This is a genomic window from Pseudomonas cerasi (genome assembly GCF_900074915.1).
Lineage (GTDB): Bacteria > Pseudomonadota > Gammaproteobacteria > Pseudomonadales > Pseudomonadaceae > Aquipseudomonas > Aquipseudomonas cerasi.
Genome location: NZ_LT222319.1, coordinates 3745600 through 3759901, shown reverse-complemented (window position 1 = coordinate 3759901; position 14302 = coordinate 3745600). Strand labels below are relative to the sequence as shown.

Here is a 14302-nt window from a genome sequence, read left to right as displayed (position 1 = left end):
CCAGTCAAACTGCATCGCGTGACGCGCTGCAGTTTCCGGTGTTCCTGTGCAAGGTAAGTAAGGAGATTCATTGTGCCTGTTAACGCGCCCGAAGTAGCAAGTCTTGAAGTGGTCGGGGATGGACTGGCTTCAAATAACGCAGCCTGGAGTTTTGGCGGTGACACGCCCAAACATTTCGACTCGCATGTTTCGAAGTCGGTTCCCAAGTACAAGGACGGTCACGATATTGTTCTTTCCTTGAGCGACTTTTTTATCAAGGCTGACAGCGTCTGTTATGAACTTGGAAGTTCGACCGGCACATTGACACGGCAATTGGCAGAACGTCACGGGCGTTCAGGCAAATGGGTGGGTATCGATGTCGAAGAGGCCATGACTCAACAAGCCAATCAATCACTCGGCCGTGCGCCGATCAGTAACGTCACCTTTGTGACCGACGACATCCTCACCTTTCCGTATGAGAAGAGCGATTTCATCGTCGCGTATTATACGGTTCAGTTTGTGCACCCCCGCGTTCGCCAGGAGCTGTTCAATCGTATTTACGAGTCTCTGAACTGGGGCGGTGCATTTGTGCTGTTCGAGAAAGTCAGGGGGCCGGATGCTCGGTTTCAGGATGTGATCAGCAGTTTGTATGTCGACTACAAGATGCAGCAGGGCTATACGCCGAGCGAGATCCTGGCCAAAACGCGTAGTCTCAAAGGTGTGCTGGAACCGTTCTCCACGGCCGGTAATCAGGACATGCTCGCCCGGGCCGGTTTCAAGGACGTCATGAGCATTTTCAAATACATCTGTTTTGAAGGTTTCTTCTGCATCAAGTAACAGGGACGTTGCGATGAACGATTGGGCTATCAGTCATTACCTGGATGTGTTGCACATGGACAGCGGTTATCAAGCCGTTGCACTGGACTGCGAACTCTGCGGCAGTGAACACCATGAGGTGTTGCTGCCACGTATCTGTGGTCCTGAACCCCACGGCGTTGATTTGCCTGTGTTGGGGTGTCAGGCGTGCGGCCATATTTTTTAAAAATATCGCTTTGATGCGCAGTTTTACAAAGACTACTACGACAAGTTTTATCGCTTGAAACTGTTCGGCAACAGCGCGCCGGAAAAAGCGTTTTTTCTCGACCAGGTTCGTCGTGGTGAATACCTGCACCAGAGCCTGCGCGAATACCTGCCAGAGAGTGGGCGCCTGCTGGATGTCGGATGTTCAGCCGGTGGCCTGATGATCCCTTTTGCCAAGCGAGGCTGGTCTGTCACCGGCAATGACCCTGATCGCGCTTATGTCGAATACGGAAAACAGATCGGCCTGAATATCGAGCTGACAGCGGCCGAAGAAATGGACGCCGCAGGCGATGTCGACCTGATTATCATCAATGGCTCGCTGGAACATATGTACGACGTGCATTGCGTCATGCAGCGCTGTCGGCAGGCGTTGTCGGAAAACGGTCTGTTATTGATTGAAGGCCGCGCACTGGGTCACGGCCTGGAGCAGGGCATGCTGACCCACAATCATCGGCGTTATCTCAGCGGCACCAGCATCGAACTGCTGATGCGCATGCACGGCTGGGAGCCGCTGCTGATCACCGAGCAACCGTTATGCGGGCCTACTCGACCTAGTGCGGTTTTCGTCCTCGGTCGATGCGCAGTCCCGTCGGATGATGTGCAGCTCGAACGTGTCAAGGCGCAAGGGCGTGAGCGCCTGGACAGTTACTACCGGGGGCGCTTCCTGGCGCTGGTGTTGCCATCATGACTCACGCTTCCGATGTGTCCGAGGTCCTGAAACAGACTTCAATTGCATCCTGTCTGCGCAACGATATTGTTGTCAGCGAGCGTGTGGAGGCAGACGGCCGGTTGCGCTACAAGCTTTACGACCCCAGTAACGATATCGGTTTTGAGTTGGGTAAAACCGAGTATGCACTGGCCCGCCTTTTTGATGGTGTATCCACACACGAAGAGATCTCCCGATACGCTGAAACCCGGCACCGCATTAAAGTCAGTCAGGCGAAACTGGTGCAGTTTGAAAGTCGCCTATTGAGTCTGAATATTCTGTCGGGGGTAGATGGCGATCTTGAAAAGCTTCGTGATCCCGCGACCGGTATTACCTATGGGCCTTTGAAGAAGTACCTGCTGATCAACCTGGTCAAGATGAATCCGCAGCCGGGCCTGGACGCTGTTTACCCCAGCGTGCGCTGGATATGCAGCGTACCGTTTTGTCTGGCGATGCTGGCGGCGTGTTTGATCAGCTACGTCTACCTGGGGATGCACTTCGGCGCGTTTCAAGAAGATGTTCTCGCGGTGTATGTGCACAGCAATCAATGGCTGTGGTGGCATTTTCCGGTCATTCTCAGTTCTATCGCACTGCACGAGTTCGGGCATGCCCTGGCCTGTCGACATTACAAGGTTCAGGTCAGTGATTTCGGGATCGGCATCTATCTGTTGCTGGCCACCGGGTGGGTGCGGCCGGTTCAAGAACAATGGAGTTCGTTACCGAGGTATCAGCGCATCGTCACCATTTTGGCCGGGCCACTGGTCAGCCTTGTTTACGCCACTGCAGGCATTGTGATCTGGGCTGCTTACGGTGAAGCGCAAGGTAACTTGCTTGCGCTGTCGATCGTGATGATCGTGGCATCGTTCATCTCGCTGATTCCAACCTTGTTGCCGATGTTCAATGGCGATACTTACCTGGCCATCACCGAACTCATCAACGAGCCCCGTTTAAGGCAGCGCTCTTTCAACTATTTGAAAGCACGCTCGCGCGGGGCACCTTGTGAAACGTCAGTCCGGCTCCAACGCCTTTATCTGAGCACTGTATCGATCACCTGTCTTGGCTGGGTGTTGGTGTGGGGCTTCGTGCTGCAGACGCTTTTTCGTGTATTTCATAACCAGTGAGGATTTACCCATGGGACAACCCAACGTGCAGTCCGTTGAAAACCAGCAAGCGTCTGGCGATGTAAAAGATCTCGAAAACACTCCGCAGGCCACAGAGGAGGCGTTGTTTGAAGAGTTTGACCTGGATGACATTGAAGTCATCGAGAGCAAGGTCTTCGCCTGAGTGCGCCGTGCCCTCCTGCGTGCCGGATTGTAGGGTTACGCAGGGGGGCTTCTTTCATCAGTGCGAGTGTTAGCCATGCCTGATTTCGTCAAGCCCGCGCCTATCGGTGTGGGTATCCAGTACAACCCCGAAATACTGGACTGGTTTCCATTCGAGGATATCCAGGTGGATATTCTGGAGATTTTGCTCGATAACATCATGGCGCCCATGGATGGCCCGCAGATTATCAAGCCTTCTGCCCAGGCAATGATCGAGCGGCTAGGGCAAAAGTTTACCTTGCTGGCCCACTCCAATTACGGCTGCGATTTTGGTTTCAGTGCCCTCGAAGAAACAGCGGCGGTGCAGCGCCATGTACCTCTGGCAAAAATGCTCAACAGCCCGTGGGTGGCCAACCATTGTTTCTATGGGGACCAGTCCTGGCTGGATATCTGGAGCAGTCCCATTCAGTTCTCCGCAGCCGAAGTGGCGCGTTGTGCCGATCGCGCACAATCGTTGCAGGCGCTTTATGGCATGCCGCTGGCTCATGAAAATGCCGCCTACTACCTTGAATGCCCGGGCGCCGAAATGCGTGAGGCCGAGTTTCTGGCAAGACTGGTGCAGCGCTCAGGGACTTTTCTTCACCTTGACCTGCACAACATTTACACCAACCACCTCAATCTGAAAGGTTTCGATCTCAAGGACTACATGGACACGCTGCCGCTGGACAAGGTGATTTCGGTGCATCTGGCCGGAGGAAGCTGGCACGGCGGTCTGTATCACGACTGGCATGACGCCTGCGTGCCCGAGCCTGTCTGGGACTTGTATGAAGACCTGCTTTCGCGTGCACAGCCCTCTGCTGTGATTCTTGAGTATCAGGGGCAGGCGCATCATGCCCAGACGAGAGTCATGGATGCGTCCGACGAGTCGATGATTGTCAGGGATGTCCAGCGTGCTCAGGCAATCTGGAATCGTTACAACAGGCATCCGCAGGAGCGTCAGTATGGAAGCTGAACAGGTATGGAAACTGTGGCGGCGCGTTCTGCGTGATGAGCGCCTTCAGGCGCAGTTGTTTTCGGCTACCGATGCCGGGCACTGGTTGTCAGGTTTCAGCAAGTCCGAGAGCGAGATTCTCTCGGTGTATGCGCAGCAGTTTGACCGCGTCAAATGGTTCGTCGAGAACTATCAGTTCCGGCTGGTGAACTCTTTTTTGAACGCGCTGGAGACCGGGGCGCCCTTGTCGTTGCGGGCGTTGCTGCATATCAATGTGGACCTGAATGCGCAATCGAAGGCCTTCCTGCGGGACAGGCAGTGGCGCGATTACGGGCCGCAGGTTTATACCTATTGTGATGATGTGCTGGGTTTCCTTGCCGAGGCGGATGAGCTGCAGGGTTATCCTGAAATCCTTGATCTGATGCGGCTGGAGCGCGAATCGGTTCGCCTGTATCGGGGGTTGGTCGATCCTGAGTCATTGCCGGCAGACAACCGTTATCACCGCACCTCAATGGCTCGTCTTTACGAGACACGTTTTGCCCTGTCTGGCTGGCTCAGACAGAAGGATCAGTTGGGCCTGACACGTCTGCCCGAGAACACCGAGCAGGTGCTGATCTACCTTCCCACGCTTCAGGCTCGTCACAAGTTCACGTTGATCAACGCGCAGGCTGCCCGGCTTTACAACTGCCTGGAGCAACCTCAGTCCGCTGCCGGGTTGTTCATGCTGATCAATTCGAACTCGGCGTCCGTGCCGGGTAGCGCAGACTTGGCGCTGCTCGACAGGCTGGAACAGCTCAACGCGATAAGGAAGCCTTTGTAGCCTATGGAAAGCTCACTCTATTTCTGGCTTCGCTCGACCGGGTTTGCGGTGCATCACCTGACCCGCTTGGGGAAAATGGCCGCATTGCCGTTGCTGAAGGATTTTGAAACCGATTATCGCTCCCTGAATACTCTACGCGACAGACTGTTGGAGAAGTCCATAAGCCACTCGCCTCAGGCCTGTCGCAAGCTGATCCGCAAGCTGAATGAAAACCTGCCGCTGCAAGTGTCTGATCTTCCCGAGGCGCTGCGTGATAACGCAGTGGATGAATTGGCGCACTGGAACGAGCGGCTTGGCCGGCTCAAGCAACGTGCCGAAGTGGATCAGGAATATGCCGTGTTTCTCGAAAGCGCGCGGCAGGCCCTGATTGATTTCGTGGACGACGAAGACGTCGAGCAGGCCGTGTTCATTTCCAACCCGACCGCGTTGACCCGGCTTCAGGAGCTCAGGCAAGAGCGCCATGCGAGAACTGACAGCCGCAAGAAGCAGAAACTGCGCCTGGCCTGGAGCTACGCACAGCGATTCTGTTCAAAAAATGATACGTCGAGTTTTTTCGGCCCGCTGGCCTGGGGGCGGTTTGATCGTACGCAGGTCGAGCATGTTCGTATCACGCAGCACGGACCCGGCTGGATCAGAGAACGCCATACCTTTTTCGAAAGCTGGGTTGTGCAGCGGCTGGTCGAGCAGTTGAATCGCCAGTGCGTTGATGTGCAGTTCATGCCGTTGCAACTCAACCCGGGCTGTTTTTTGAATCAAGACACGTTGCATCTGCCCGTCAACAAACGTCGTCAAGTCAGTGCCTTGACGGCCAGAGTGCTGGGTTACATTCAGTGCCAGGGCGCTGTGGCACCGACTCTGTTCGGGTTGCAGGCCGAGTTGCAGGATGTCAGTGCCGGGCAATTGCGCGACCTGATCGATCATCTGGTCGCCCAGCAGGTTGTGCGTCGCGGCTGGCAGATTTCCCCTAGGGAACGAAAGCCTGTTCAGGTGCTGCACACTTTGCTGGCCGACGCACGCCTGTCTGATGACTTTCGCACTCAGTGGCATGAACGTCTGTCGGGCCTTGAAGCGATTCGGCAAGACTATGCGACAGGCGATCTGGCTGTACGCATTGCCAGCCTCGACAAGCTGAACCGGCTGCTTGGCGAAGCCGGCGTGGATATTTCGCGTGAGAGCGGCGCCATGTATGTCGGTCGCTACCCGGTCTACGAGGATTGTTCGCGCAATATCGATATCAGTCTGGGTGGGGCCTTGCTTGATCAGGTCAATGCCGATCTGGCGCCGCTGATGCGCATTCATCAATGGCTGATCAAGGCATGCGCCCGGCAACTGCATGGTTTTTACGCTCAGGTATGGCAACGCCTGCAGGCAGAGGACGAGCATAATCCGGTGAACTTCCTGGCCTTTCTTGGCGCTGTGCAGCCAGTAGTTGCGCACGCCGAGGCGGGCATCATCGAGGAACTGGACGCAGTGCTGGCAGACGCCTGGCAGCAGGTCCTGAGCGATAAACACGACCCTGAACACGTGCAGTTGACCCATGAGGACATAGAGCGGCTGATTGTCGAGCTGAACACGCGTCTGGATGTTCGGACGTTCAGCGTATTTGGCAGCCACTTTCACTCTCCGGATTTCCTGATTTCCAGTACCTCGACAGACGCGCTGAACCAAGGCGACTACTCAATCATTCTCGGAGAGGTCCATCCGGGCGTGCACACCCTCAGTCAGCCGGTAGCCGAGCCTTTCGGACCGTTCAATAAAGAGATCGAGCAGGAGGTTCGGCAAATATTCGACGGACCTCGTCTGGTGCTCGCCGACTCGCCGGACAGTTATCAGCGTTCGCATATCGATTGGCCTTTGCTCGAGTGCTATCAACAACTGATACTGCCTTCTGGCGGCGGTTGCGTGCCGGCGGATCAGCGCTTTGCCGCCGGCCGTGCTCGTCTTGTCATGAGCGAGGGGCGTTTGCGCGTCGAGGATATTGCCGGCCAGTTCAGCGAAGACTTAGTGTGCGTGTATCCCACTCCTATGCACCGACTGGGTTTTGCCTTGGCTGGCAGCGTCGTTGCCAAGAACGACCGACGCCGAATAGGCTTGGGCAAGACCTTGTACAAACGTGCTTCGTGGTGGTTCAGTCCAGAGCAACTGCCGTGCTCTGAATTCAGTGTGGACAAGCTCGACGACGTGCTGGCATGGCGAGCGTGGGCCGTCGAGCACGGTTTGCCCCGTTATGTGTTCGCCAAGATCGATATCGAACCCAAGCCGATTTTCATTGATTTCGATAACCCGTTGTCACTCGACGGTGTCAGTAATTCGATGAAGAAAGCGGGGCACGTCAAGTTTTCCGAGATGTGTCCTGCTCCGGACCAACTATGGCTCGAAGAAGCGCGCGGGCATTTCTGTTGTGAAATACGTACAACTTTTAGGGACGATGGAGTAACGCGTGATGAATAACAGTTCGGCTCTGGACGCTTCGCAGCAAAAGCTCAAGAGCAGCTTTTTCCTGCTGTTTCTGACAATTTTCATTCCCTTTGGCCTGGGGCATTTCGTTTCCTACCTGTTTCGTACCGTCAATGCGGTGATCTACGTCGATCTGCAAACCGACCTGAGCTTGCCCGCCAGCAGTCTGGGTCTGCTGACCGGTGTCTACTTTCTGACCTTCGCCGCCGCGCAGATCCCGCTTGGCGTGATGCTCGACCGTTATGGCCCGCGCAGCGTGCAGGCGCCGATGCTGTTGTTCGCGGTTGCCGGTTCGGTCATCTTCAGTATTTCCAGCACCGAAACCGGGTTGTTGATCGGGCGTGGTCTGATCGGTCTGGGGGTAGCGGGTTCGCTGATGAGCGCCATCAAGGCGTGTGCCATCTGGTTGCCGGTCGAGCGTTTGCCACTGAGTACCGCCTGTCTGCTGTCGATTGGCGGGCTGGGCGCGATGGCGTCGACTACGCCTTTGCATGTGTTGCTGAGCTGGTTGACCTGGCGAGAAGCATTTCTTGTTCTGGCGCTGCTGACCTTTTGTGTGGCGGTGGTCATACACCTCAGCGTCCCCAAAGCCTACGAAAGCAAAAACACGCGATACAGCGATATGTTTGCCGCGGTCGGCAAACTGTACTCGTCGTGGACGTTCTGGCGTCTGGCGCTGTACTCGGTGTTCGCGCACGCCATCTACATGTCGGTCCTGTCTCTTTGGATGGGGCCGTGGTTACGTGATATGGCGGGCTTGAGCGATTCCGGGATGGCCAATGTGCTGTTGTTCGGAGCTATCGCGATGGTGGCGGGATCTCTGACGTTCGGCGCAATCACCGATTATCTGCGCAGGTTCGGTGTGCAGCCGATCATGATCTGTGGCACCGGTATGGTGATCTTTATCGGTTTTCAGGTGCTGATGGCCAGCGGCTTGCCGGTATCGCCTTATCTGATTGCCATGGGCTTCAGCTTCTTCGGCACCTCGACGACCATGAACTACGCCATTGTGGCGCAATCGGTATCACCGGAACTGGCGGGCAGGGTGAGTTCTTCATTCAATCTGGTGGTATTCGTGCTGGCGTTTTTCCTCCAGTGGCTGATGGGCGCTGTCCTTAATCTGTGGCCAGCATCCCAGGGCGCCAGTCACTCGCTCGAAGCTTACCAGTGGTCGTTGGGCCTCATGATTGCCCTGCAATTGCCTGGCGTGCTGCTCTGGCTCAGCTTCCGTCCCTGGAAACGCAGGGCCTGAAACGCAAAACCCCGGCCGAGAGTCTCTCAAGCCGGGGTTTTCTTTTGCGATGCAGCGATCAATCAGCTGGCGGAAGCCGCCACAGGCGCTTCAAGCTTTTGCCCGCCCTTGCGGAACAGCACCAGCGTGGCCACCAGGCCCAGCACTGCTGCGCCGGTCAGCCAGATGCCTGGCGCTGCCTTGTTGCCCAATTCGTGAATCAGGTAAGTACAGGCCGCCGGGGTGAAGCCGCCGAAGGTCGCGGTCGCCAGGCTGTAGGCCAGCGAGAAACCCGTGGTGCGGACTTCGACCGGCATGATCTCGGTCAGCGCCACGACCATCGCGCCGTTGTAGGAGCCGTACAGGAACGAGAACCACAACTCGACCATCAGCAGATTGCCGAAGCTCGGGTGTGCGACCAGCCACGACAGGGCAGGGTAAGCAGTGGCGATGGCCAGCACGGTCGCGGCAATCAGCAGCGGCTTGCGGCCGATGCGATCGGAGAACGAACCCATGATCGGCAGCCAGATGAAGTTGGACACACCCACGCAGACCGTCACCAGCAGGCTTTCCAGGTCGGTCAGGTTCAGTTCGTTCTTGCCGAAGGTCGGAGTGTAGGCGGTGATCAGGTAGAACGACACGGTGGTCATCACCACCAATGCCATGCCGCCCAGCACCAGGCCAAAGTTCTGGCTGATGGAGCGCACCACTTCACGCAGCGTTGGGCGATGGGTACGGGCTTCGAACTCTGGGGACTCTTCCAGCGAGCGACGGATGATGAAGATCGCCGGCACGATCAGGCAGCCGATCAGGAACGGCACGCGCCAGCCCCATTCGCCCATCTGCTCGGGGCTCAGCCAGTGGTTCAGACCCACGCCCAACAAGCCGGCGAAGACCACGGCGGCCTGTTGGCTGGCGGACTGCCAGCTGACGAAGAAGCCTTTGCGGCCCGGTGTCGAGATTTCAGCCAGATACACCGAAACGCCACCCAGTTCCACACCCGCCGAGAAACCTTGCAGCAAACGACCGAGCAGCACCAGCAAGGGTGCGATGACACCCAGTGTGGCGTAGCCCGGCACGCAGGCAATCAACAGAGTGCCCATTGCCATCATCGCGAGGGTGATAATCAGCCCTTTGCGACGCCCGTGACGGTCGATGTAAGCGCCGAGAAAAATCGCGCCCAGAGGACGCATGAGGAAGCCTGCGCCGAAGGTCGCCAGCGACAGCATCAACGAAGCGAAAGCGCTGTCGGAAGGGAAGAAGGTTTTTGCGATGGCCGTGGCGTAGAAGCCATAGACCATGAAATCGAACATCTCGAGGAAGTTACCGCTGACAACGCGAAAGATCGCTTTGCCCTTACTTGTTGTGGAGGCCATTTAGTTACTCGCTCAGGCTCGTCGGCTTGGAGTCCGTTGTCGTTTTTATCCCGTTCGCATCGTCACTTCGTGTGTGCAACTGGCGATGCGCACTTGTAACAGTATGTGTAACAGGGCTCAAAGACAACCGTTTCGGCGATTTGCTATCGGTTAACTGACGCTTGACAGGTCAAGACAATTGAGATCTTGCGGCGTGTCATTTTGATGAAACCTGATGAGCAGGCATGTCACGCAGGGATCATAAGTCGCCTTCGACCACTCAATATGCCGGTTGGCCTTGTATTGGGGTTGTTCACGGGGTGTCAGGGCGGGTTTCTGGACGCTTTTCTGTCTTGTTCGCCGATGGCGGCAAGTCACTTTGAAGGTTTTTATAGTGCGGGGCATGGGTTTGCGTAGGTTTGGCAAGGTTGCAGGGTGCCTCGTGTTGCTGGTGTGCAGTGGTTGTGGCCAGGAACGCAAGCTGGAAAGCTTTGGCGGGCCGACCATGGGCAGCCATTATTCCGTGGTGTATGCGCGCGCTTCCGGGCAGCCAGAGCCTGCGGCTGTGCGTCCCGAGGTTGAAGCGATTCTGGACGAGGTCGATCAGCAGATGTCGCTCTGGCGCACTGATTCTGATATCGAACGCTTTAATGCATTGCCTGCCAATAGCTGCCAGGCGATGCCGGAACCGGTCTTGAAGATGATCGGTGTGGGCGAACAGCTATCGCAGGAGAGCGGCGGTGCCTTCGATCTGACTATCAAGCCGCTGATGGACCTGTGGGGATTGGGGCCTCATATGCTGTTCGAGCAGATGCCGCTGGTGCGGCAACTGGCCCGGACTCAGGCGCTGGTCGGCTATCGCAACCTGCGCATCGTCGGCGACCGGTTGTGCAAGAGTGCTGCCGTGCAAGTGGACCTCAACAGCATCGCCGCCGGCTATGCGGTAGATCGCATCAGCGAGCGGATGGACGCGCTCGGCTTGCACGATTATCTGGTGCAGGCTACGGGTGAACTGAAAGTCAGCGGGCTCAAGCCTGACGGCTCGCCCTGGCGAGTGACGCTCGATGCGCCGCTCGATGATGGCAATGTCACGCAAAAGGTATTTCCGCTGAAGGGCTACGCCGTATCTACGTCGGGCGACTATCGTCGTTACATCGACCATGACGGGTGGCGCATTTCCGATACGCTCGATGCCTTGACCGGTAAGCCGACCAGCCACGGCCTGGCGTCGGTGACCGTCATTCATCCCTCGGCGCTGATGGCCGACGGTCTGTCCTCCCTGCTGTTGATTCTCGGCCCGCAACAGGGCTGGAATTATGCGCAAGAACATAAAATCCCTGCTTTTTTTGTGATTCGTGCCGATAAGCGCTTTATCATCCGCAGCAACGCGTCGTTTGATCGTCTGGTCGTGGAGCAGTCGCGCTAATTCAACATGCCGGATCAGCCGGTCACTGGCGCCTCGTGCAGACAAAAATTGGCCTTCGACGCGACCAAGGGTTAATGTTCGCCGCCTCGGTGTAGCGCTAGACTGCGCCGCGTGATTTAGCCAGAGATGCCAGAGTGGCGCCTCGGTCTGTTTAAAGGAGTACGCATGGCTGTCTACAACTACGACGTAGTGGTACTGGGTTCCGGCCCTGCCGGAGAAGGCGCGGCAATGAACGCCGCCAAGGCGGGGCGCAAGGTCGCCATGGTCGACAGCCGTCGGCAGGTGGGCGGTAACTGCACCCATTTGGGTACCATTCCGTCCAAGGCCCTGCGTCACTCGGTCAAGCAGATCATTCAGTTCAACACCAATCCCATGTTCCGTGCCATCGGCGAGCCGCGCTGGTTTTCGTTTCCGGATGTGTTGAAAAACGCCGAAATGGTCATCTCAAAGCAAGTGGCCTCGCGCACCAGTTATTACGCCCGTAACCGCGTCGACGTGTTCTTCGGCACCGGCAGTTTTGCCGACGAGACCAGCATCAACGTGGTCTGCACCAACGGTGTGGTGGAAAAGCTGGTGGCCAACCAGATCATCATCGCCACCGGTTCGCGCCCTTATCGGCCGGCCGATATCGATTTCAGTCACAAACGCATCTACGACAGCGACACCATCCTCAGCCTGGGCCATACCCCGCGCAAGCTGATCATTTATGGCGCCGGTGTGATCGGCTGTGAATACGCCTCGATCTTCAGTGGCCTTGGCGTGCTGGTCGAGTTGGTCGATAACCGTGACCAGTTGCTGAGCTTCCTGGATTCGGAAATTTCCCAGGCGCTGAGTTATCACTTCAGTAACAACAACGTGATGGTTCGCCACAACGAAGAATACGAGAAGGTCGAAGGTCTGGATAACGGCGTTATCCTGCACCTCAAGTCCGGCAAGAAGATCAAGGCCGATGCCTTGCTGTGGTGCAACGGCCGTACCGGCAACACCGACAAGCTGGGTCTTGAGAACATCGGTCTGAAGGCCAACGGCCGTGGTCAGATCGAAGTGGACGAGACCTACCGCACCAGCGTTTCCAACGTCTACGGCGCCGGCGATGTGATTGGCTGGCCAAGCCTGGCCAGTGCGGCTTACGACCAGGGCCGTTCGGCAGCGGGCAGTATGGTCGACAATGGCAGCTGGCGTTATGTCAACGATGTGCCGACCGGGATCTACACCATCCCCGAGATCAGCTCGATCGGCAAGAACGAACACGAACTGACGCAGGCCAAGGTGCCTTACGAAGTGGGCAAGGCGTTCTTCAAGGGCATGGCGCGTGCGCAGATTTCCGGGGAGCGGGTCGGGATGCTGAAGATCCTGTTCCACCGCGAGACGCTCGAAGTGCTGGGCGTGCATTGCTTCGGTGACCAGGCGTCCGAGATTGTGCACATCGGTCAGGCAATCATGAGCCAGCCGGGTGAAGCGAACACCATGAAGTACTTCGTCAACACCACCTTCAACTACCCGACCATGGCCGAAGCCTATCGGGTAGCTGCATACGACGGCCTCAACCGGCTTTTTTAAGCGACTCCGGCCGGTGGCCTGAGCCGGCCGGGGAGACCGATTTCAGCGATTCCCGAGCGTGGCAGTGGCCAAACCGGGAAAGTCTGTAATCAGGCTGTCGACGCCGAAATCAGCGAGCCTGCGCATCAAGGCAGGCTCGTTGACTGTCCATACCGACACATGCAGGCCCTGACGCTGTGCTTTCTGCAGACGCTCCGGGGTACACAGTGTCCAGTTCAATGCCAGAATTTCACAGCCGTAACTCTGGGCGACCTTCAGCGGGTCAAGCCAGGCGTACTCGGCTACCAGCCCGCGCGAGATGTCCGGCGTCAGGTCCAGCGCGGCGCGCAGTACTTCGCGAGAGCTGGAGGTGATCGTCACCTTGTCCAGCAAGCCATGGCGCTGAGCCATTTCACGAATCGCCAGCACGGTGTTGGCGGCGCGAGTGCGTGAAGCGCTTTTGACCTCCAGCTGCCAGTGCTCGAAATCGCATTGTTCGAAGAGTTCTTCCAGGCGTGGAATCGGGCACGGTGAGACCCAGCCAGGGCCACCCTTGCGTGCGTCATACGTCACCAGATCGGCTGCCAGGTGTTCATTGACCTTGCCGCGCCGGTCGGTGGTGCGCTTGAGGGTAGGGTCGTGAATGACCATCAACTCCCCGTCCTTTGAAAGGTGCAGGTCCAGTTCACAGCGGCGCACGCCGTGCTTGAGGCATTCCTGAAAGCTGGTCAGGGTGTTTTCCGGTGCTTCGCCCTTGGCGCCGCGGTGGCCGTAGATAAGGGTCACGTTTACTCCTGGCTACTGCTGATAGTGAAAAAGGGGCAGGGCGTTCAATTTCCGGAGGGCTGGCCCTGTTCCAGTGCCTGACGTCGCTGCTGAGCCTGACGCTGCAACACATGGCGGGCGAGTAACTGGCGCTGGGCGTCCGGAAGATTGACAAAGTCGGTGCTGATATCGAAGTTGCCGTCTGCCAGCGTGTCGCACTGCGAAACCCTCGCGCGCAGCATCAGACCCGCGGCCTGTGGCATGAGCACCATCTTGATCGACAGCTGTTCGCCGACGGCAAAAGCCTGTTGCGAATTGAACTGGATCCCGCCTTCGGACAGTTTGACCGGCTGGGGAGCGCCCAGTTTGCCCAGTGCGGTGTGGGCAACCACTTCGCCCAGCAGGTCGATGCGCTTGCTCAGCGACTTGAGAAAACTGTTCAGCACTCGGTCGCGCTCGTCGAGCTGGCGCATCAGATGCTGCGACTCGAACTCGCTGACGTGCAGCTCGCTGAGCAGGTCGAACAGCGTCGAGGTGTCCTGCATGGCATCCTGGCTTGCCTGATCGGCGGCAGACAGGGGGTTAATTTCCAGTGCGACGCTGTCGTCGATACGGTAGTATTCGCGGCGTCCTGCTTCATCTAATGTCGACATGGCGAACCCAAGCTAGCGGCGGTGGTCAGAGAGTTTCG

The 14302-nt window shown here is 57.3% G+C and carries 14 protein-coding genes; 11 read left to right on the top strand and 3 right to left on the bottom strand.

Features of this window, described 5'->3' with window-relative positions; all coding sequences use genetic code 11:
* The first annotated feature begins 72 nt into the window (after positions 1-72).
* The 9 genes from PCPL58_RS19055 to PCPL58_RS19025 all read left to right on the top strand — a co-directional run bounded on the left by PCPL58_RS19055 (position 73) and on the right by PCPL58_RS19025 (position 8547).
* Positions 73-816, top strand: a complete 744-nt coding sequence (locus PCPL58_RS19055; RefSeq protein WP_024681294.1) for a methyltransferase domain-containing protein — start codon at positions 73-75, stop codon at positions 814-816.
* Positions 817-829: 13 nt separating this feature from the next.
* Positions 830-1021, top strand: coding sequence for a hypothetical protein (locus PCPL58_RS32130; RefSeq protein WP_232002821.1), 192 nt, complete (start codon positions 830-832; stop codon positions 1019-1021).
* 54 nt (positions 1022-1075) lie between these two features.
* Positions 1076-1747 (top strand): class I SAM-dependent methyltransferase, encoded by a 672-nt coding sequence (locus tag PCPL58_RS19050; protein WP_232002819.1) that lies wholly within the window; start codon positions 1076-1078, stop codon positions 1745-1747.
* Positions 1744-2886, top strand: a complete 1143-nt coding sequence (locus PCPL58_RS19045; RefSeq protein ID WP_065350167.1) for a M50 family metallopeptidase — start codon at positions 1744-1746, stop codon at positions 2884-2886. The genes PCPL58_RS19050 and PCPL58_RS19045 overlap by 4 nt, the downstream gene beginning before the upstream one ends.
* A gap of 10 nt (positions 2887-2896) precedes the next feature.
* On the top strand, positions 2897-3049 hold the full coding sequence (gene tglA / locus PCPL58_RS31555; protein ID WP_007252214.1) for a 3-thiaglutamate biosynthesis pearlin carrier peptide TglA: 153 nt from the start codon (positions 2897-2899) through the stop codon (positions 3047-3049).
* A gap of 75 nt (positions 3050-3124) precedes the next feature.
* Positions 3125-4039: an MbnB/TglH/ChrH family RiPP precursor modification enzyme gene (locus PCPL58_RS19040; RefSeq protein WP_024681297.1), complete on the top strand. Its 915-nt coding sequence runs from the start codon at positions 3125-3127 to the stop codon at positions 4037-4039.
* A complete protein-coding gene (locus PCPL58_RS19035; RefSeq protein ID WP_065350166.1) occupies positions 4029-4838 on the top strand; it encodes a hypothetical protein in 810 nt (269 codons plus the stop codon). The genes PCPL58_RS19040 and PCPL58_RS19035 overlap by 11 nt, the downstream gene beginning before the upstream one ends.
* A 3-nt stretch (positions 4839-4841) precedes the next feature.
* Positions 4842-7289, top strand: coding sequence for a lantibiotic dehydratase (locus PCPL58_RS19030; RefSeq protein WP_065350165.1), 2448 nt, complete (start codon positions 4842-4844; stop codon positions 7287-7289).
* Complete coding sequence (locus PCPL58_RS19025; protein WP_065350164.1) at positions 7282-8547, top strand: MFS transporter; 1266 nt, start codon at positions 7282-7284, stop codon at positions 8545-8547. Before PCPL58_RS19030 ends, PCPL58_RS19025 begins: the two co-directional genes overlap by 8 nt.
* 62 nt (positions 8548-8609) lie before the next feature.
* Here the strand turns inward: PCPL58_RS19025 and tcuC are convergent, their stop codons facing one another.
* A complete protein-coding gene (gene tcuC, locus PCPL58_RS19020) occupies positions 8610-9902 on the bottom strand; it encodes an MFS transporter (RefSeq protein ID WP_003415899.1) in 1293 nt (430 codons plus the stop codon).
* A 382-nt stretch (positions 9903-10284) separates the two neighbouring features.
* Here tcuC and PCPL58_RS19015 point away from each other — a divergent pair, with 382 nt between their 5' ends.
* Both PCPL58_RS19015 and sthA read left to right on the top strand, forming a co-directional pair.
* On the top strand, positions 10285-11307 hold the full coding sequence (locus PCPL58_RS19015) for an FAD:protein FMN transferase (RefSeq protein ID WP_162273820.1): 1023 nt from the start codon (positions 10285-10287) through the stop codon (positions 11305-11307).
* Between the two features lie 165 nt (positions 11308-11472).
* Complete coding sequence (gene sthA / locus PCPL58_RS19010) at positions 11473-12867, top strand: Si-specific NAD(P)(+) transhydrogenase (protein ID WP_003436620.1); 1395 nt, start codon at positions 11473-11475, stop codon at positions 12865-12867.
* 42 nt (positions 12868-12909) lie between these two features.
* Here sthA and PCPL58_RS19005 read toward each other — a convergent pair whose 3' ends face one another.
* A complete protein-coding gene (locus PCPL58_RS19005) occupies positions 12910-13632 on the bottom strand; it encodes a glycerophosphodiester phosphodiesterase (RefSeq protein ID WP_058415942.1) in 723 nt (240 codons plus the stop codon).
* Between the two features lie 44 nt (positions 13633-13676).
* The gene (locus tag PCPL58_RS19000; protein WP_065350163.1) at positions 13677-14264 is read right to left on the bottom strand and encodes a PilZ domain-containing protein; all 588 of its coding nucleotides are present in this window, start codon (positions 14262-14264) and stop codon (positions 13677-13679) included.
* Positions 14265-14302: the final 38 nt, after the last annotated feature.

Excerpts from the sequence above, each read along its gene's own strand:
- PCPL58_RS19000 (WP_065350163.1), bottom strand. The coding sequence starts at position 14,264 with ATGTCGACATTAGATGAAGCAGGACGCCGCGAATACTACCGTATCGAC.
- PCPL58_RS19025 (WP_065350164.1), top strand. The coding sequence starts at position 7,282 with ATGAATAACAGTTCGGCTCTGGACGCTTCGCAGCAAAAGCTCAAGAGC.
- PCPL58_RS32130 (WP_232002821.1), top strand. The coding sequence starts at position 830 with ATGAACGATTGGGCTATCAGTCATTACCTGGATGTGTTGCACATGGAC.
- tcuC (WP_003415899.1), bottom strand. The coding sequence starts at position 9,902 with ATGGCCTCCACAACAAGTAAGGGCAAAGCGATCTTTCGCGTTGTCAGC.
- PCPL58_RS19030 (WP_065350165.1), top strand. The coding sequence starts at position 4,842 with ATGGAAAGCTCACTCTATTTCTGGCTTCGCTCGACCGGGTTTGCGGTG.
- PCPL58_RS19040 (WP_024681297.1), top strand. The coding sequence starts at position 3,125 with ATGCCTGATTTCGTCAAGCCCGCGCCTATCGGTGTGGGTATCCAGTAC.
- sthA (WP_003436620.1), top strand. The coding sequence starts at position 11,473 with ATGGCTGTCTACAACTACGACGTAGTGGTACTGGGTTCCGGCCCTGCC.
- PCPL58_RS19035 (WP_065350166.1), top strand. The coding sequence starts at position 4,029 with ATGGAAGCTGAACAGGTATGGAAACTGTGGCGGCGCGTTCTGCGTGAT.
- tglA (WP_007252214.1), top strand. The coding sequence starts at position 2,897 with ATGGGACAACCCAACGTGCAGTCCGTTGAAAACCAGCAAGCGTCTGGC.
- PCPL58_RS19045 (WP_065350167.1), top strand. The coding sequence starts at position 1,744 with ATGACTCACGCTTCCGATGTGTCCGAGGTCCTGAAACAGACTTCAATT.
- PCPL58_RS19015 (WP_162273820.1), top strand. The coding sequence starts at position 10,285 with ATGGGTTTGCGTAGGTTTGGCAAGGTTGCAGGGTGCCTCGTGTTGCTG.